This window comes from Burkholderia sp. Ac-20392 (genome assembly GCF_017104585.1).
In the GTDB taxonomy this organism is placed as follows: Bacteria; Pseudomonadota; Gammaproteobacteria; order Burkholderiales; family Burkholderiaceae; genus Burkholderia; species Burkholderia lata.
In genome coordinates this window covers 55,092-72,561 of record NZ_JAAGPB010000003.1, presented here as the reverse complement: position 1 = coordinate 72,561, position 17,470 = coordinate 55,092, and the positions used below count along the sequence as shown (strand labels likewise).

Annotated in this window: 18 protein-coding genes; 17 read left to right on the top strand and 1 reads right to left on the bottom strand. The window is 60.6% G+C overall.

Annotation, left to right across the window (positions count from 1 at the left end; translation table 11 throughout):
• The first annotated feature begins 1 nt into the window (after position 1).
• The 4 genes from G3N99_RS01105 (at position 2) to G3N99_RS01090 (ending at position 2,506) form a co-directional block, all read left to right on the top strand.
• Positions 2-997 carry an ABC transporter permease gene (locus G3N99_RS01105; RefSeq protein WP_206121397.1) on the top strand — a complete coding sequence of 332 codons (996 nt, stop codon included), beginning with the start codon at positions 2-4 and terminating at the stop codon, positions 995-997.
• 83 nt (positions 998-1,080) lie between these two features.
• Positions 1,081-1,515 (top strand): cupin domain-containing protein, encoded by a 435-nt coding sequence (locus G3N99_RS01100; protein WP_206121396.1) that lies wholly within the window; start codon positions 1,081-1,083, stop codon positions 1,513-1,515.
• A gap of 315 nt (positions 1,516-1,830) precedes the next feature.
• Positions 1,831-1,968 (top strand): HHHH-motif protein, encoded by a 138-nt coding sequence (locus tag G3N99_RS01095; protein WP_006488624.1) that lies wholly within the window; start codon positions 1,831-1,833, stop codon positions 1,966-1,968.
• Positions 1,969-2,029: 61 nt separating this feature from the next.
• On the top strand, positions 2,030-2,506 hold the full coding sequence (locus tag G3N99_RS01090) for a hypothetical protein (protein ID WP_174938854.1): 477 nt from the start codon (positions 2,030-2,032) through the stop codon (positions 2,504-2,506).
• A gap of 107 nt (positions 2,507-2,613) precedes the next feature.
• Here G3N99_RS01090 and phaZ read toward each other — a convergent pair whose 3' ends face one another.
• Positions 2,614-3,984, bottom strand: coding sequence for a polyhydroxyalkanoate depolymerase (phaZ, locus tag G3N99_RS01085; protein WP_206121395.1), 1,371 nt, complete (start codon positions 3,982-3,984; stop codon positions 2,614-2,616).
• A 288-nt stretch (positions 3,985-4,272) separates the two neighbouring features.
• Between phaZ and G3N99_RS01080 the strand changes: the two genes are divergently transcribed.
• The 13 genes from G3N99_RS01080 to G3N99_RS01020 all read left to right on the top strand — a co-directional run bounded on the left by G3N99_RS01080 (position 4,273) and on the right by G3N99_RS01020 (position 17,421).
• Positions 4,273-4,935 (top strand): glutathione S-transferase family protein, encoded by a 663-nt coding sequence (locus tag G3N99_RS01080; protein ID WP_011355957.1) that lies wholly within the window; start codon positions 4,273-4,275, stop codon positions 4,933-4,935.
• Between the two features lie 202 nt (positions 4,936-5,137).
• Positions 5,138-5,524: a hypothetical protein gene (locus G3N99_RS01075; RefSeq protein ID WP_346778452.1), complete on the top strand. Its 387-nt coding sequence runs from the start codon at positions 5,138-5,140 to the stop codon at positions 5,522-5,524.
• Positions 5,525-5,538: 14 nt separating this feature from the next.
• Positions 5,539-5,922: a hypothetical protein gene (locus tag G3N99_RS01070; protein ID WP_206121394.1), complete on the top strand. Its 384-nt coding sequence runs from the start codon at positions 5,539-5,541 to the stop codon at positions 5,920-5,922.
• Positions 5,923-5,975: 53 nt separating this feature from the next.
• Positions 5,976-6,443 carry a lytic transglycosylase domain-containing protein gene (locus G3N99_RS01065; RefSeq protein WP_206121393.1) on the top strand — a complete coding sequence of 156 codons (468 nt, stop codon included), beginning with the start codon at positions 5,976-5,978 and terminating at the stop codon, positions 6,441-6,443.
• A 277-nt stretch (positions 6,444-6,720) separates the two neighbouring features.
• A complete protein-coding gene (locus G3N99_RS01060; protein WP_206121392.1) occupies positions 6,721-7,962 on the top strand; it encodes a cyclic nucleotide-binding domain-containing protein in 1,242 nt (413 codons plus the stop codon).
• A 13-nt stretch (positions 7,963-7,975) separates the two neighbouring features.
• On the top strand, positions 7,976-8,740 hold the full coding sequence (locus tag G3N99_RS01055) for a flagellar motor protein (RefSeq protein WP_011355952.1): 765 nt from the start codon (positions 7,976-7,978) through the stop codon (positions 8,738-8,740).
• Between the two features lie 39 nt (positions 8,741-8,779).
• Positions 8,780-9,448 carry an OmpA family protein gene (locus tag G3N99_RS01050; protein ID WP_206121391.1) on the top strand — a complete coding sequence of 223 codons (669 nt, stop codon included), beginning with the start codon at positions 8,780-8,782 and terminating at the stop codon, positions 9,446-9,448.
• 169 nt (positions 9,449-9,617) lie between these two features.
• Complete coding sequence (locus G3N99_RS01045; protein ID WP_206121390.1) at positions 9,618-11,480, top strand: methyl-accepting chemotaxis protein; 1,863 nt, start codon at positions 9,618-9,620, stop codon at positions 11,478-11,480.
• A 105-nt stretch (positions 11,481-11,585) separates the two neighbouring features.
• A complete protein-coding gene (locus G3N99_RS01040; protein ID WP_241011392.1) occupies positions 11,586-12,371 on the top strand; it encodes a hypothetical protein in 786 nt (261 codons plus the stop codon).
• Between the two features lie 725 nt (positions 12,372-13,096).
• A complete protein-coding gene (locus tag G3N99_RS01035; protein WP_206121388.1) occupies positions 13,097-14,416 on the top strand; it encodes a serine/threonine-protein kinase in 1,320 nt (439 codons plus the stop codon).
• 19 nt (positions 14,417-14,435) lie between these two features.
• Complete coding sequence (locus tag G3N99_RS01030) at positions 14,436-15,542, top strand: AAA family ATPase (RefSeq protein ID WP_206121387.1); 1,107 nt, start codon at positions 14,436-14,438, stop codon at positions 15,540-15,542.
• Positions 15,543-15,547: 5 nt separating this feature from the next.
• Positions 15,548-16,888, top strand: a complete 1,341-nt coding sequence (locus tag G3N99_RS01025; protein ID WP_206121386.1) for a hypothetical protein — start codon at positions 15,548-15,550, stop codon at positions 16,886-16,888.
• A 23-nt stretch (positions 16,889-16,911) separates the two neighbouring features.
• Complete coding sequence (locus G3N99_RS01020) at positions 16,912-17,421, top strand: hypothetical protein (protein WP_206121385.1); 510 nt, start codon at positions 16,912-16,914, stop codon at positions 17,419-17,421.
• The last annotated feature ends 49 nt before the right edge of the window (positions 17,422-17,470 follow it).

Here is a 17,470-nt window from a genome sequence, read left to right as displayed (position 1 = left end):
CATGTCGACCGCGCCGATTTCCACGCACACCGCGCAGGACGCGAGCCGCGCCCGCCGCGCGCAGGTTGTCCGGCTCGTGCAGGCGCGCGGCGCGATCGCGATCCTCGTGCTCGTGTGCCTGATCGCCGGCCGCGTGTTCCCGCATTTCCTGAGCGCGCCGAACCTGCTCGACATCGTCGCGGCCGCCGCATTCGTCGCGCTGATCACGATCGGGCAGAGCTTCGTGATCATCCTCGGTGGGTTCGACCTGTCGGTCGGCTCGCTCGTCGGGCTCGGCACCGTGATCGCCGCGTATGCGGCGCCGTATGGCTGGGGCGCCGCGCTGGCCGCGCCGGTTGGCGCGGGGCTGATCGTCGGGCTCGCGAACGGCTGGCTGATCGCGCGGGCGCGGATGGCGCCGTTCATCGTCACGCTCGCCGCGTTGCTCGGGTTGAAAGGGCTGTCGCTCGTGCTCGCGAGCCAGGAGATGCTGATCGCCAACCCGGGGTTCTTCGCGACGATCGCGAACGGCTCGCTGTTCGGCATCGGCAACCTGGTGTGGATCGTGGTCGTCGCGTATCTCGCCGCCGCGTTCGTGCTGAATCACACGCGCTACGGCGCGGGCGTGTTCGCGATCGGCGGCAACGAGGAGGCGGCGCGCATGCTCGGCGTGAACGTCGAAGGGCTCAAGATCGTCACGTACGGGCTGAGCGGGGCGCTCGCCGGGCTGGCCGGTGCGCTGCTCGCGTCGCGGCTCGATTCGGGGCTGCCGGGCGCGGGCAACAGCTACGAGCTGCAGTCGATCGCGGCGGCGGTCATCGGCGGCGTGCTGCTGACGGGCGGCGTCGGCACGCTGTTCGGTCCGCTCGCGGGCGTGCTGCTGCTCGGCGTGATCGAGAACGTGATCAACCAGGTCGGGACGTTGAGCCCGTACTACCAGAACCTCGCGAGCGGCGCGTTCCTGCTGCTCGCGGTGATCGCGCAGACGCTGCTCACCGGGAAGCGGCGCAAGCGGTAGCGATCGGGCGCGGCTTCGCGCCGCCGCACACTGGAACGCTAAATGCTTGTCACGCGGGATCCTTTCGATGAAGGAGCACCGCGATGAGCACACCGACCCCCACCGCTTTTTCCCATGTGAAGCCGCAGGACACCGCGTTTCGCGGCGGAGGCCTGCGCGACTTCTTCCTGTACCGCGATCTCGGTATCGCGGCCGCGACGAACGGCAAGGTCGTCGCGCAACTCGTCAGGGCGAATCATGCACCGGAGGCGGGCACCGGCTGGCACCGTCACGAGGCCGAGTTCCATATCGTGATCATGCTGAAGGGCTGGGCGCGCTTCATGTACGGCGAACGCGAGACGCTGGTGAGCGCCGGCGATTGCGTGCATCAGGCGCCGGGGATCGTCCACTACCTGTTCGACTACTCGCCGGACATGGAGTACCTGGAGATCGTCGGGCCCGCCGATTTCAAGTCGATCGATGTTGACGGGCCGTGCGCGGTGCCGCCGCCGACACCGTGGGGAGAGGCGGGGGCGTAGCTGCCTGGTTCCTCGAGGCATGCATCATCGGTACGCCTGTTTGTGACGAACCGCCCTCGGGCGGTTTTTTTGTCGTGCCTTCCACGGAACTTCCGTGCGATCCGCTTTCCCTGCTTCACATTCTTTCGAATTCCGAATGGTCGCGGAGCTGAAGATCCGGAAAGAAAAGAAAGACATTCGTCAGCTTCGATGCGTTGGCAGCGCTGCGATGTCAAAGATCGTCAATTGCGCGTGGATGCGGTGCACGGCTTGTCGACGACCGGCGTTAAGGAGGTACCAGCCGGATCACCGGTTGACCTACCCGGGAGAGATTCCATGAACCGCATCGCAAAGATCCTGACGGCCACCGCACTGGCCTGCGCCGTTCTCGTTCCGGCACTTGCCGAAGCCCATTCGCACCGTGTGTGCCATTTCGATCACCACCACCATCGCGTGTGCCGCTGGGTGCGGTAATCGCGACTGACTCGGGAATACCCGGAACGCATTCTTCATTCAGGCAAATCAGGAGAGGACTATGAAAAAGACGATGTTGATCGCCGCGCTGGTCGCTGGCATGGGTATGTCGATCGGTGCATTCGCGCAGGTTCCGGCCAGCGCGCCGGCCGGCACGACCGGTCTGTGCAAGGACGGCTCGTTCTACTCGGGCGCGTCGAAGAAGGGCGCATGCGCGGGCCACAAGGGCGTGAAGACCTGGTACGGCGCGTCGTCGGCGGCAGCCGCGAGCGCACCGGCCGCAGCACCGGCCATGGCCGCTTCGGCCGCCCCTGCATCGGGCACCGCGCCGGCGAAGAGCGCGGCTGCAACGACTGCAGCCACCGCGGCGGCAGCGCCCGGCGGCGGCCCGGGCAAGGTGTGGGCCAATGACAGCACGAAGGTCTATCACTGCTCGACCGACAAGTACTACGGCAAGACGAAGCACGGCAGCTACATGTCGGAAGCCGACGCGAAGGCGAAGGGCTACCACGCGTCGCACGGCAAGGCCTGTTCGTAACGCAGGCTGACGCGCGAGCCGCTCCCTCGCGCGTCGTCCGCACGTCGCAGCACCTCACGCCCCGCCATCCCCCCGGCGGGGCGTTTCATTTTCAGCGCCGTCCGGCTTCAGTGGGCGGGATGCGACTGCGTGTCGACCGCTGCATCGTGCGCCGCTGCATCGTGCGCCGTTGCGCGGGCATCGAGCAGCGCGCGCAGCGTCACGTAGTGCGTGCCGTCCGCGCCGCCTTCCGCACCCGCGGTGCGATCGTACGGCTCGTTGTCGTGGATCGTCGCGCGCACGATCGGATAGATCTGCGTTTCCCAGCGGCTGCCGTTGAACACGCCGTAGTGACCTGCGCCCGTCTGCACGTGGTGCGTCTTCAGGTACGGCGGTAACCCCGAACACAGCTCCTGCGCGGCCACCGTCTGGCCGACCGCGCAGATATCGTCCTTCTCGCCTTCGATCGTCAACAGCGCGGTGCGATGAATCGCCGCCGGCTCGACGAGCCGATCGCCGACCGTCAGCTCGCCACGCGCGAGCGCGTACTGCTGGAACACCTTCTCGACCGTTTCCAGATAGAACTCCGCGGTGAGATCGGCGGTGGCGAAGTATTCGTCGTAGAAGTGCCGCAGCGTGTCGGCTTTCGCCGGATCGCCTTTCGCGCGCTCGTAGTACAGGTCGGCGAACGACGCCGCATGGCGATCGGGATTCATCGACATGAACGCGCCGACCTGCACGAAGCCCGGATACACGCAGCGCTGCGCACCAGCGAAGCCCGTCGGTACAACGCTGATCAGGTTGCGCGCGAACCATTCGATCGGCTGGCTCGTCGCGAGCGCGTTGACCTTCGTCGGATTCACGCGGCAATCGATCGGGCCCGCCATCAGCGTCAGGCTCGCGGGCTGCGCCGGATCGCCGCCGGCGGCCATCAGTGCGACCGCCGCGAGTGCGGCGACGGTTGGCTGGCAGATCGCGAGCACATGCGCGTCCGGGCCGATCTGGTGGATGAAGTCGATTACGTGCGCGACGTATTCGTCGAAGCCGAATCGTCCGGCCGTCAGCGGGATGTCGCGCGGGTTGTGCCAATCGGTGATGTACACGTCATGGTCGGCGAGCATCGTATGCACGGTGCCGCGCAACAGCGTCGCGAAATGCCCGGACATAGGCGCGACGATCAGCACGCGCGGCTGGCGCGCAACCGGCAGCGCCTTGCGGAAATGCAGCAGCGTGCCGAACGGTGTGGCCGCGGCGGCTTCCTCGACGATCGGCACCGTCTCGCCGTCGACGACGATCGACGCGATCCCGAACGGCGGACGTCGATGCGAGAACGCGCAGCATTCGAGCAGCTCGCACAGCGCGTCGAGCATGCGGCCGGTTGGCGTCGCCGTGGCGGGCGGCCACAGCGACATCGTCGCGCGAGCGGCGGCGGCCCATGCGCGCGCCGGGCGCGTGCATTCGGCAGACCATTGATAGAACGGATAGGCAAGCAGATTCATGGCCGTCACTCGTTGTGCCGCGTTGCATGGAACGAGGCAAGCCATGTGCCAGCCTGCGGCTGGCACGCGCGTTGCACGCGGTTCGGGAACGCTGCGATGCAGGCAGCACGCGACAACCGGCAGCCGCACGCGACGTGTGGCCGAGCCGGTCTCGCGTGCGGCACGTGACGCAACAGCGTGCGGGGCTGCGCCAGTTCGGCGAATGCGCGGCACCGGCATGGTGCGGGTGATGCCGCGTGGCGTCCGTTTCGGTGCAGGGGCACGAACGGCTTTGAACAGGGGAGCGATATGGAAGTCACCGGACAGACGACGTTGACCATCAGCAGCCGCAATTACTCGTCGTGGTCGATGCGCGGCTGGCTGCTCGCGAAGCTGAGCGGGCTCACGTTCGAGACGGTGAGCGTGCCGATCGATGCCGCGTCGCGCGCGGAGTTGCTGCTGCTGTCGCCGTCGATTCTCGTGCCGTGCCTCACGCACGACGGCAACACGGTGTGGGACACGCTCGCGATCGCCGAATACCTGAACGAAATCCGGCCGCAGGCGCGGCTGTTGCCTGAGGACCGGCAAGCCCGCGCGCATTGCCGGTCGATTTGCGGCGAGATGCATTCCGGTTTCAGTGCGTTGCGATCCGCGTTGCCGATGAACCTGCGTGCGCATTTCCCCGGCTTCCGCATCTGGTCGCGCGCGCAGCATGACATCCAGCGGATCGTGACGATCTGGCGCGAGTGCCTGGCCGCGTACGGCGGCCCCTGGCTGTTCGGTGCGGAGATCGGCATCGCCGATGCGATGTATGCGCCGGTCGTCACGCGCTTTCTCACCTACGACGTGAAACTGGAGCCCGATATCGCCGAGTACTGCATGCAGGTGCTTGCGCATCCGTTCGTCGCGGAGTGGATCGATGCGGCGAAGGCGGAGCACGAAGACATCGACGAACTCGACATGGAGTTCTGACGCGCGGGATCACGTGCGGCGCACACGTCGTAACGCATGACGCGTCCAAATATCGGACGAATGGCGTTTGACCAAAGCGCGCTTAAATCGGACGAATCGCCGCACGGCGTGAGGCCCCGTGCGGCGGGCCTCGCACGCAATCGGGGTAAACATCGCGGGCGCGGTGCCGATAACGCAGGTCCAGTGACCGCAAGAGAAACACGTGAAACCGTTCGTCATGCTTGTCTTTGCCGCTGCGCTCGCCATGTCAGCCGGCTGCGCCCAACTTCAACCCGGACGCCAGGATGCGAATGCGCACACCGACGCACCTTCCGCGTCGATGTCGCTCGTCGATTTCGTCATACCAGCCGATGCGCTCGGCGCACGCGATCCTCAACTGACCGCGTTGCTCGCGAAAGTCGGCGCGCTGGCATCGAAGCAGACGCAACCGATGACGATACGCGTGGCCGCGTTACCGCAGGATTTCGGCTACCTGAACCAGTCGATCCGACGTGGCATCGCGACGCCGCGTGTCGCATCGGTGCGCGTCGAGAACGTCGCGGCCGGCAGTTGCCGGCCGTACAGCGTCCAGGTCGGACCGACCCAATAACAGGAGCCCCCGCGATGCTACGACTGTCGATCTGTGCCGCCATGCTCGTGTGCGGCGCCGCGTTTGCGGCACCACCCGGCGACGGCGCGCCGTTTGCCCCTGCCGCATCCAATCAGGTGTTTCCGCCGCTGCCGCCGTTCGCGTCGCTGCCGCCGGGAGCGGGCGGCGACGATGAGGGACAGGCACCCGCGCCGGCGGGCGGGCGTCACGCGAAGAAGCTGCGCCACGCACCGTCCGCGAAGAAGGCGTCGGAATTTCAGGTGCGACTCGTCGTGACCGACGAGTCGCGCGCGGCGCTTGCCGCCGAAGACAAGAAGCTCGACGACGCGCTGGCGAAAAGCACGCACGAGCGGCGCACGACGGGGGCCGGTGCAGCTTCGCTGGCGATGACGCCATGAACCCGCGGCATCCAATCGGCGGATACGTGACGGCCCGCACCGGGGTCGCCTCGATGCAACAACGCTGCACGCCATGGCTGTGGGTTGCGATGTTGTTGTTGAGCGCACTCTTCGTCACGCCGGCGCGTGCGGACGATGTCGCGCCCGGCAGCGAATGCTTCGAGCGCGCGGCCGGCTATCAGGGCGTCAACCCGCAGATCCTGCGCGCGATCGCCTGGTACGAATCGAAGGGCAATCCGGCTGCCGTGCATCGCAACGCGGACGGCAGCATCGACGTCGGCCAGACCCAGATCAACTCGGTGCACTTCGGCGAGCTGCGCCGCTACGGTGTACCGCCGGGCGCGCTGAAGGACGCCTGCGTGAACATCTACGTCGCGGCCTGGATGCTGAAACGCAAGATGGTCCGCTACGGGAACACCTGGCAGGCGATCGGCGCCTATCACTCGGAAACGCCGCGCTATCGGGACGAATACGCGCGAAACATCCACGCGGTGCTCGTGTCGTGGGGCTTGCACGAGTGAGCCGATTTTTTGTGCGCATTGAAGGCCGAAAGTAAGGATCGCGGCGGGCCCGGCCGATTCGAGGAACGTGCCGCGGCCTGTCGTTTTCCCGAATGCATCAAGCCGTTTCCGCAGCGCAAACGTTTTGCATCAAATTCTGCTCACTTGACCCCTGCGACGAGGTTAAAGAACTCCACTGCGCGTGTCGTAAACGGGAGCACGGGGAACGGCGGCGATGATCGCGCATGCAGCGCGACGCGCCGCCGCACAAGAAAGCAAGCGCAGCAGGGGAATCGACTTGAATCGTCAGCAATCGTGGACGCGTACGGCGGCGCCCGGAGAAATCATTTACTCCGAGGGCTTTGCGGGTGAGCCCGTCATCTTCTTGATCACCGACGGCAAGGTCGAGCTGTCCACGCGATGCGACGACAAGCGCGTCGTCGTCGCGACGCTCGGCCGCGGCGAGTTCTTCGGTGAATCGGCGTTGCTCGCGGCCGAGCCGCGTGCCCATACCGCGAAGGCGCTTTCATTCTGTCAGCTGACGGTCGTGCCGGCCGGCATGCTCGACGAGGAAATCGAGCGCGTGTCGGCGCTGCTGCGCCACATCGTGCGAACGATGATCCGCCGCGTGAAGCGCAAGGACGACCAGCTTGCCACCTACACGCATGCAGACTTCATGCCGGGCGTGCTGTCGTATGCGCATGTGCTGGCGCTGATGGCGGGCGCCGAAGCGCGCGATGGCGGCGACGCTTGGGCGCGCCGGCCGATGCAGGCCCATGCGGCCGAAACCTCGGTGCCGCTCGCCGAAGTGATCCGCAAATGCCGCGCGATTGCCGGCCACTCGCGGCCGCACGTGCTCGCGATGCTGCGACGCATGGAGAAGCTCAATCTCGTCACGATCGAAGCGGCGCAGGCGGACCATGCGGGCGGTGCGGTCGACTATGCGGCGTCGTCGGATGCGCGCCAGGTCGTCACGTTCGACGCCGCGCGCGTGATCGATCGCGCGCAGCAGGTGGCCGATCACGATCTCGACCTGTCGATCAACAGTGAACTCGAACTCATCGAGCTCGCCGATCTCGAAGCGCTGATCGGCGTCGAGAAGACGATGCTGCTCAACAAGCTGTCGAACGGCGAGATTGCCGACGAGTTGTTTGCGTTCCGCAAGTCGAAGGTCCTCAGTTACGTCGAACAGAAGGGGGTGACGTACTTCTCGCGGCGCAACGCGCGACGCGGCGACGTGCGCTCGCTGGAGGATCTCGTGTCGATCGACCAGCGCACGCTGTTCGACGTCATCAGCGCGTTCGATACCTACGATCTCGCGAAGCTGATCGCGAATCTCGACGATCGCGCGGTGGCCGACAAGCTGTTCTCCGTGATGACCGAGGCGCGGCGCAACGAGGTGTCGTGGGTGATGCGCCGCGAGCTCAAGCTCGACCCGATCGAGATCGAGGACATCGAGCGGCGCGTGCTGGATGCCGTTCGCGCGGCGAAGGCGCCGGCGGCGGGCACCGTGCCTGTCGCGTCGGCATCGGATGCATGACAAGGGGGCGCGTATGGATCTGTTGACCCTGGCCGGTGTGGTGTTGGGCGGCGCGGCGATCGTGTTCGGTTTCGCGCTGGAAGGCGGGCATTTCTCGATGCTGTTCCAGTTCGAGGCGCTCGTGATCGTGCTCGGCGGCACGCTCGGCGCGGTGATGATCCAGAACACGTGGGCGCGCTTCTTCGACGCGGTGAAGCAGTTGCGGCTCGCGTTCGTCCGTGCGCGCGAGGTCGATCGCAAGAACCTGTCCGACCTGCTCGAATGGGGCGACCGCGCGAAGCTCGACGGGTTGCTTGCGTTCGAATCGATGGATGTGAGCGGCATTCATCCGTTCGCGCGCCGCGGGCTCGAACTGCTGGCGAACGGTGTGTCGACCGCCGTGCTCGAAGACGCGTTGCAACGCGAACTCGATGCCTACGAACGCAGCCGCCTCGCTGCTGCGCGCGTGTGGCAGCAGGCGGGCGGGTATGCGCCGACGTTCGGCATTCTCGGGTCGGTGCTCGGGCTCGTGCAGGTGACGAGCCATATTCTCGAACCGGCGCAGCTCGGGCCGGGCATCGCGGTCGCGTTCATCGCGACGCTGTACGGGCTGGCGTTCGCCAACCTCGTGTTCCTGCCGCTATACGGCAAGCTGCGCGCGCAGATCGACAGCGAGCTGCGGTTTCGCAAGCTGTATCTCGACGGATTGCTGGCGATATCGCGCAAGGAATCGCCGCATACGATCGAGACGCGCCTGACCGGTGACGTGCGCGGGCGCGCGGTCGAATCGCTCGCGTGATGCGCGTGTGCCGTACGACGAACCCGGACTTCCAACCGCATGACTGCTCGAACTGACGGTGCATCCGCTGCCGATCGCGACGACGACGAACTCGAAGGCGCGCAATCCGGCCGCTGGCTGATTTCGTACGCGGATCTCATCACGACGCTGATGGTGCTGTTTCTCGCGTTGTACGTGCTCCAGCTCGCGAAATACAACGCGCTCGATGCGCGGTACCAGACGCTCGCGCGGCATTCTGAAAGCGCGGCGAGTGCATCCGCTGCCGTGACGCCTGAGCACTCACCGCCCTGGCTCGCCTTGCTCGATTCGTTGAAGTCGAACGGCCGGATCTCGCTCGTGAAAGCGCCGCATGGCGTCGAGATCGGCATCGACGCGAAGATCCTGTTCAATGTCGGCGATGCGCGCCTGCTGCCCGATTCGTCACCCGTGCTGAACCAGATCGCGCAGGCACTGAGCGATCACGCGACCGGCGACATTCTCGTCGAAGGGCATACCGACAGCGTGCCGATCGCGAACGCGAAATATGAATCGAACTGGGAGCTGTCGTCGGCGCGCGCGGGGAGCGTCGTGCGCTACCTGGCCGAGCGCGGCGTCGCACCGCACCGGCTCGCGGCGATCGGGCGGGCCGATACGCAGCCGCTCGTCGCGGGCGACGATGCGGCCGCGCGGGCGCGAAACCGGCGTGTCACGATCTTCGTTGCATACTGATTCGCGCTGAATTTTCGTTGTTCGCGCATCTATAAGCAGCCGCATATGTCCGCCTGACAACAACATAACGAATCTCGCATGATGAGCATGTGAATTCAGCGATGCGGTTCTGCGCGTGCATGCCGATAACCCAATCTGGCTCAGACCGAGCGGTTATCGAGGGTTCCCCATGCATTTCTGGCGCAAGCTTTCTATACAGAACAAGCTGATTCTCAGCATGACGAGTTGCCTGCTCGTGTTCGTCGCGATCTCGAGCGGACTCAGCATCCGTCTGATCGGCAACGCGGTGCGCGATCGCGTCGTCCGCGAAGAACTGCCGACGGCCGTGAACGGCATCCGCGCCGACGTGCAGCGGCAGATGGCCGGGCCGATCGCCGCGTCGCGGATTCTCGCGCGCGATGCGTTCCTGCTGCAATGGGAAGCCGACGGCGAACCCGACGCCGGCACGCGCAACTGGATCCAGCTCGCGAAGAACGTGAAGGACGAGCAGAAGGCCGCGTCGGTGCAGTGGGTGTCCGTGAAGAGCGGCAACTACTATAACGAAGCGGGCCTGCAGCGGAAGGTGACCGACAAGGATCAGTGGCTGACCGGCTTCCTGTCGTCCGGCAAGGCGTTCGACGTGAACATGGACCGCGAGGTGACGGTCGGCGGCTACATGATGTTCATCAACAGCCGTGTCGAGCTTGATGGCGTGCCGATCGGTGCGGCCAGCATGAGTCTGTCCGTCGATGCGCTCGCGAAGGGGATTGCTGCTTACCGGATCGGGGAGACCGGGTTCGCGTATCTCGTGCGTCCCGACGGCGCGATCATGATGCATCGCGATACGGCGCTGATCGACGGCAAGCATTTCATGAAGGATCAGCCGGGGTTGCCGGGGGATGCGTCGTCGACGCTGTTGGCTGGGCAGCCGTATGCGTATCTGAGCTACAACGGTGATGGCGGCGCGCGGTTCATCGCGACGTCGTTCATTCCGGAGTTGAACGCGTATGTGGTCGTCGAGGTGCCGCAGGCTGAATTGCTCGGGCCTGTGACGCGTGCGATTCGTAGCGCAGCGCTGGTTGCGGCGGTGGTGGGGCTGGGTGTCGCGTTGCTCGTGATCTGGCTGGTGGGGCGCGCGATTGCCGCGCCGATTCGTCGTGCAGCGACGCTGCTGTCGGAGATCGCAAGCGGCCAGGGCGACCTGACGCGCCGGATGACGGTCGAGAGCGAGGACGAGATCGGGCAGTTGTCGGATGCGTTCAACCGGTTCGTGTCGTCGCTGTCGACGCTGGTGCACAGCATTCGCGCGGCTTCATCGTCGATTGCGACCGGGTCGGCGCAGATTGCGACGGGGAATGCGGACCTCAGCGAACGCACCGAAGGACAGTCGAGCAACCTGGAGCGCACGGCTTCGTCGATGGAAGAGATCACGGCCGTGGTGCGGAACAACACCGAAACGGCAACGACGGCCGCGAAGATGATCAACGGCGCTTCCGATACGGCGGCGCGCGGCGGGCAGGTGGTGGGCGAGGTTGTGACCACGATGCAGGAGATCAGCGACGCATCGCAGCGGATCTCCGAGATCATCGTGATGATCGACAGTATCTCGTTCCAGACGAACATTCTGGCGTTGAACGCGGCTGTGGAAGCGGCTCGGGCCGGGGAGCAGGGGCGCGGGTTTGCGGTGGTGGCTTCCGAAGTGCGGAATCTGGCGCAACGCAGCGCGCAGGCGGCGAAGGAGATCAAGGTGCTGATCGAGCATAGCGCGGGGACGGTGAATACCGGGTCGCGGCTGGTGAGTGAGGCCGGGAAGGTGATGCGTGATGTGGTGTCGCAGGTTCAAGGCGTGAGCGCGATGATGAGCGAGATCGCTGAGGCAAGCCTGGAGCAGAGCGCCGGTATCGATCAGATCGGCGACGCGGTGCAGTCGCTCGATCAGATGACGCAGCAGAATGCGGCGCTGGTGGAAGAAAGCGCGGCGGCTGCGGCGAGCTTGAAGCAGCAGGCGGCGGAATTGACGCGGCTGGTGTCGGCTTTCAAGGTGGATGAGTAAAGTCTGATTCGCGATTTAGAATAATGCGTTTCTGAGGGACGGCTGCCGTGGGTTCACGGCAGCCGTTTTTGCATGTTTGCGCGGGATTTGGTAACGCTTATAAAAATGAAACGCATTTTCAAGTGGAAGATCGGGGTGGGTGCGACGGTGCTCGTCGCGGTGGCGGCTGCGGTGGGGGCGAAGGTTGTAAGGTCGCCGACGGATTCTTATCTGGCTTATCGGGAGAAGGTTGCGGCGGAGGTTGGCGCGGCCAGAATGGAAGATCAGGCGGATCTAGACAAGAAATATGCGGCCGAGGTGAATGCGCGGCTGGTTAAGCTTGTTGGAGCGGTTAAGGCGAAAGGGTTTTCCGGGAAGGCGGGGAGTAACGTGCAAAGCGTTGTGCCCGATGATGGGATGACGCCCGGGCCGGATGGGCTGTTCTTGAAGTCGGATGATGGGAAGGTGAGTCTTCTGGTTACGACAGTTCCACTTTTGAAAGCTTGGGCGAAGAGGGCGGATGTTGAGATCAAGTCCATGGATGATGTTGCCGTTATCTTCGATAGCGAGGCTTTCTATACGGATGTGTTTGCCGATGATGCAGCGGCGTTTCGGTTTGCCGAGTTGCCGGTGAAGCGGAAGCCGGCTGATATGGTGGTGAAGGCGTTGCTGCTCGGGGAAAGCCAGGATGGGGTGCCGGAAGGGCCGAATACGTTGGCGGTCTCTGTCAAGCAAGGAGAGAGGGTTTATGTCCTTTGGCGGGAGGTGAAGGTACCGGGGATTGCGGCTTGTGGGGTGCGGATTGCCGGGGAGAAGTGGCAAGAGTGTTTTGCGAAGCATTTGCCTACACAGAAGGAGTATTCGCAGATTGTGTCGGAAGTGGAGGCGATGGTGGATGACGGTGGTCGATAGTGCACGGCTTCTCGAGGTCTCTGTGCTAACGGCTTACTGGATTACGGCCGTAACTCTGCCGTCGTGCGACTTTTTGTATTACACGAAAGTGACGTGTTGATGGTCGGATTCGGCCAATAAGCGACGTTTGCGATCGCTGAGACTGCTGCATCATTCAAATGATTGCTTCTTATCCGAAGCCGGTCATTCGTCGACAGTTTTCGCTCGCCAACTTGTCGGCCGTTGCTGACATCGCAGTATGTCAGGAAGCAAAACGCCGCCTTTCGCTCTCAGGCCAGAAACATGACTTCGACTCGAGCTAAAGCTCATGTACGACCCGATTGCGGCACACCACCAGAAGAGTCAGATTCCCGAGAAAGGTTCTCGTGACGGAGTGTCAGATGGTATTGCCAGACGACTCAATCACATTCCGAAGCGTGAGCGCACGAGGAAAGGAGAAGTGGTACAAATTGAATCGAGTCCACGCTTGGTGACTTTCCCAAAAAGTGGCGCGCTGTCTACCCGGAGCACCGAGACAAGATGATCAGCGACTCACTGCTTCGCAGACCTTCGCAACGCCGCTCCCGTGGTGAAGTGAGGCACAATTGCGTACCACAGCAGGGCATTCTGCTACGATCCAAGCTTGGAGTGAAAAACGGCTATAGTAAGCACGATCGCATTTTTTTGACGATCACCTCGGCAGTAAATCAATCCATAAATCAAAAGAGAAAAATGACGGGGGCGATGTGGGAAGCGTCGAAGACCTAGTTGGCACCGAAGTACAAGGGTGGATGCTCACCCGCCGGATCGGTCGCGGGGCCGATGGAATCGTATATGCTGGAACTAAGGGCGATAGGGAAGCCGCAATCAAGATTTTTTTTCCCGACTCTTTGGTCGCCAACGGTATCGCCGCGGCCCGAGAGAGACTCGAACTCCAGATCGGGCTCATCGGTGAAAAGCGACATCCAAATCTGGTCCAGGTCCATGACGGTGGAGAAGAACCTGACCTTGAAACACTCTTCTTGGTGATGGAACTCGTAGACGGAACCTCATTGGACAAGCTACTAGGCAAAATTCCAGCGGAGGCAATTCCGAAGCTCGCGGGTCAACTCGCGTCGGCTGCAGAGTACTTAGAAAGCGTGGGCCTCGTCCACCGCGATATTAAGCCTGCAAATATCATGATCAGCGATGACTTTCAGACGCTGACGTTACTTGACCTCGGGATTGTTCATCAATTGCCAGCGGATGACGATCAGGGACGGCTCTCCGGATTAGAGTTTGTCGCAACCTTACGATATAGCCCACCGGAATTCGTGTGGCGTACTGAGGAGACAAGCGAGGACGGGGCATGGCGCGCCGTGACATTTTATCAAATTGGTGCAACTTTGCACGATATGATTACCGGTAGCATTTTGTTTTCTGGATATGATACACCGCGCGCGTGTCTGTACGATTCAGTGCGAGATCGCACGCCCGTCATCAAGTCAAACGTCGTAGACGCTTCGCTTATCCAAGTAACGCAGGCGTGTTTGTTAAAAGACTGGAGGCAACGGCTGCAATTTGTGTCTTGGGGCAGCTTCTATGGATCAGTGTCAGCTGCGGATCCGCAGCAACAGGAAAAAAGGATTCGGCTTCGTCAGCTTATGCAAGAAGAGGAGCGGCAGGCCTCCGCAAAACGCGGTGCGAAAGCACTCGGCCCAACACGCGAACAGCAACTATGGCAGTTGAATAACACGTTGATGCTGGAGATACGCACATATTTGCTTGATACCTCCATATTTCCAATGTGTCGTGTCGAGGAAAATATGATTTCCCCTAGGGAATATGCAATGCAGTTGCATTTTGACAACGATCAGTCGAGAGGCTTTCAGTCAAACGTTTCCTTTACGGTGACCATAGGTGTTGATTCTATGATGGAAGACGCAACAAAGCTTTCGTTTAGTGCGGTAAAAAATGGCCAGACAGTGGCGTCGGCAGCGTGGACGGAGATGTTTACTGTAGAGACTGCATTCGCCTCTTGTCGACAAGCCTTCCTTAACGCGGTGGAAGCTATCTTAAGTGCCTAACGGGGTAACGATGTCAACAATGTTCTGGGTCCGAACCGATCAGCTTGACGCCGAGCAAAGACAAGCTGTCGAGAATATTCCTGAGACAGAAAGCTTTCTTTTAACAGGGCCGGCAGGTTCGGGGAAAACAAATATCCTATTGCTGAGAGCGAAATGGTTGACCCTCAAGCAACAAAGTGATTTCAAAATCGTTGTATTTACGGCAAGTCTCCGTGAGTTTGTGGAGCAAGGTTGTGTGCATTACAAAATTGATCCTGAATCTGCGATTACTCAGATGACGTTCTTTAAAAATGTTCTCCAGGAATATTCTGTCTCGTTTACTCTATCTGGTGACTTTGAAACCGACAGAAATATGTTGGCCGGAAAGGTTATGTCGCTGGTGGATTCTAAGTCAATATCGAATGACTATTGTGGGACAATTCTGGTCGACGAGGCTCAGGATTACACGGACACAGAGTTAATCGTCTTTAGGTCTTTAACAAAGAGATTGGTGCTCGCCTCGGACTCGAGGCAAAGCATATACAAGACAACGCATACACCAGGATTGATGCAGAAGCTGGTGAACGATAACACTGTAAATTTGCGCTATCACTATCGCAGCGGATTGAAACTGTGCAAGGTGGCCGACGCAATACTAACCGACAAGATCGCGTTCCCTCGGCTCCAGGGAGAGTGTCGGTACGCGGAGGCAATATTGCCTTCGTCGGTTGTGCAGGTACAATGTTCTGATTTCGATGCCCAGTTGGACAGCATCGTCGAAAGCCTTAGGTCGCAGTTAGACCTTTACCCTGACGAGCGAATCGGGGTCTTGTTTCCAAAACGTGAGCAAGTTGCAAAATTTGAGGAATACTTTGCATTGTCGCCGGTTAGTGACCCACAGGGCCGAATCCGGATCGATACGCTGCATGGTGCCAAAGGGTGGGAATTTAGAGCCGTTCACTTGGGGGGATGTGAGGTGCTCTACCGGATGGGGGCTACCCAGAAGCGCTTGATCTACACCGGAATCCTGCGAGGAAAAACCAGCGTTCACTTGTACTATAGCGGTCATCTGCCGGGATACCTTGAAGCTGCGCTTGCAGTGCTTCAACCTCCGCCACAAAATCCAAATCTTGACGACTTGTTTTAAGGCCCATGATGTTAAAGCGCGACACTGAAACCCTATCTGAAATCCTGGGTGCGAGCAATGCGGAGCCGAACAATTCCGGTGCCGATTTGTTTGCGTCGAAGATTTTTATGGAAACGAAATACCATGAAACGTTCCGAGGGAAGCATTCAGACGACCTTGCACTTCCCAGCGTGGTGATCCCCTCTAATGGCGACGTCGAGGACTTTTTTGCCACTGTCGCAACCTACTATCAAGGCAACTCGCCGCTTTCCCCACTGGTGCATGTCCTAAGTCACAGTACGGCTAGCCTAATGGTGAATAAGGCAAAGGGGATTAATTTTCGTTCGTCACTTGAAGATAGAGCACTTCTAAAGGCGAGCCTCGGCTGTGTCATCGGTGAGGCAATGTTGTCTCGCATCGGAGCGCCAGAAGTAGGAGATGTCACCTACGCTGGATGCCGGCGCACGTTTTCGTTTTCGCTTTTCCGAGCCATTTTGATTCATGGTGCCGCTTTTAGCCCAAAGGAACTTGCAGAACGATGGGTCCGACTACGTCGTATAGCTAGATTGCGAGTGTTGGGTCCTACTATCGAGACGATCCTTTCTATCCATGCCATCACGTGCGACATAGGGGAAGAGCCGGCACAAATTGATCGGAATTTGCGCGATGCACTGAGACTGATGGTGAAAGGTGCGGATGGTAGTGGACAGGTTCAGATGGTTTTGGCAATGATGTATCCACAGTTGTTTGAGGCGATCGATGATCTTCGAGGTGCCTTTGACGGAAGAATGAACGCGTTCCTGCGAATAGTGGATGTCATCCGGACCGAGTCGCGCGGCGCAGCCATTGACGAAATTGCTATCGCCTTCTTTTGTAATCAAATTCTCCCGGGCTCGTTTGCGCATACTTCCGCTATCGCCAAATTTGCTGGTAATTTTCCGTCGGCGGTTATTTGGTACGGTTTTTTTGCTGCGTGCTCGGATGTTAAGAGTTCGTCACGAGTTGATGTTGGTCTACTCGCGAAGTTACAACGCGATTTATTGGCTCCTTTTTCCTTTGAACAACGCCCCCGGTGCGACATCTCGTTTGAGGAACTGGAAGTCTTGATGAGGTCATCTACTTCATCAAATTCTTTGAGGCCGAGCCAGCAGCGGTCGCTACTGGTTGCACTTCTTCCAGGTGTTGATGTTTATATGCGCGTTGAGGAAGAGGAACCTCCGGTTCGGAGTCGTCGCGCAGTCGAAGCCGAAGAGCTAAATGAGCGCGCGTCGAGATTGATTGAGGAGGCGCTTTACACCCTGAAAAAGGCACAGTCGATAGGTCGCGACGATGAAAACATAAAAAAGTACACGTCAGGGAAGCGCTGAACAGAATATCGCTAACATAATCTATGAATACATTCGAAACACTGTCGTTTTATCGTGGGGTGTCTGTAAAGTACCGGACAGATCAACTTTCCTTGATTGTGCCGAGACGTGACCGTCGTCCTAAGGACTCGTCTCAGCACTTTCATGATATAGCGGACGAGTGGTTCAAAATTCGCTTTGGGATTCCGTATCGGAGTCATGGTGTTTTTTTGACATCGAGATTTGTCACGGCGTCTGCGCATGCAGCCACGGTTGATCACGTGATGAGAGTGATCCCGGTTGGTGCGTACAAATATTGCTGGTCACCGGAAGTGAAGGACCTTTTGTTTGCGGCGAAGCGGTTTGCATCGTCTCCTCGAGATGAGATAGGAGAATATCTTGAAAGTGTACGATACCAAGAAGTGGATCTTCAGGATGCGCAGCACTCGGGGCATGAACTGATGCTTTTCTGCGAACGCTATGTCGCGATACCAACTGGCATCCTCGGTGTCGAACCGGACATCGAGAACACTTCAATAATCTTGACTCCCTGACGTTGCTCCTTAGATGACTGCACATTTCCGAGTCATTAGGCATGGTGAA

What these genes read in the sequence shown, in the direction of transcription:
- phaZ (WP_206121395.1), bottom strand. Translation starts at nt 3,984, where the DNA reads ATGAATCTGCTTGCCTATCCGTTCTATCAATGGTCTGCCGAATGCACG.
- G3N99_RS01025 (WP_206121386.1), top strand. Translation starts at nt 15,548, where the DNA reads ATGATGTTAAAGCGCGACACTGAAACCCTATCTGAAATCCTGGGTGCG.
- G3N99_RS01095 (WP_006488624.1), top strand. Translation starts at nt 1,831, where the DNA reads ATGAACCGCATCGCAAAGATCCTGACGGCCACCGCACTGGCCTGCGCC.
- G3N99_RS01055 (WP_011355952.1), top strand. Translation starts at nt 7,976, where the DNA reads ATGGATCTGTTGACCCTGGCCGGTGTGGTGTTGGGCGGCGCGGCGATC.
- G3N99_RS01050 (WP_206121391.1), top strand. Translation starts at nt 8,780, where the DNA reads ATGACTGCTCGAACTGACGGTGCATCCGCTGCCGATCGCGACGACGAC.
- G3N99_RS01065 (WP_206121393.1), top strand. Translation starts at nt 5,976, where the DNA reads ATGCAACAACGCTGCACGCCATGGCTGTGGGTTGCGATGTTGTTGTTG.
- G3N99_RS01070 (WP_206121394.1), top strand. Translation starts at nt 5,539, where the DNA reads ATGCTACGACTGTCGATCTGTGCCGCCATGCTCGTGTGCGGCGCCGCG.
- G3N99_RS01090 (WP_174938854.1), top strand. Translation starts at nt 2,030, where the DNA reads ATGAAAAAGACGATGTTGATCGCCGCGCTGGTCGCTGGCATGGGTATG.
- G3N99_RS01020 (WP_206121385.1), top strand. Translation starts at nt 16,912, where the DNA reads ATGAATACATTCGAAACACTGTCGTTTTATCGTGGGGTGTCTGTAAAG.
- G3N99_RS01080 (WP_011355957.1), top strand. Translation starts at nt 4,273, where the DNA reads ATGGAAGTCACCGGACAGACGACGTTGACCATCAGCAGCCGCAATTAC.
- G3N99_RS01030 (WP_206121387.1), top strand. Translation starts at nt 14,436, where the DNA reads ATGTTCTGGGTCCGAACCGATCAGCTTGACGCCGAGCAAAGACAAGCT.
- G3N99_RS01105 (WP_206121397.1), top strand. Translation starts at nt 2, where the DNA reads ATGTCGACCGCGCCGATTTCCACGCACACCGCGCAGGACGCGAGCCGC.
- G3N99_RS01040 (WP_241011392.1), top strand. Translation starts at nt 11,586, where the DNA reads ATGAAACGCATTTTCAAGTGGAAGATCGGGGTGGGTGCGACGGTGCTC.
- G3N99_RS01045 (WP_206121390.1), top strand. Translation starts at nt 9,618, where the DNA reads ATGCATTTCTGGCGCAAGCTTTCTATACAGAACAAGCTGATTCTCAGC.
- G3N99_RS01100 (WP_206121396.1), top strand. Translation starts at nt 1,081, where the DNA reads ATGAGCACACCGACCCCCACCGCTTTTTCCCATGTGAAGCCGCAGGAC.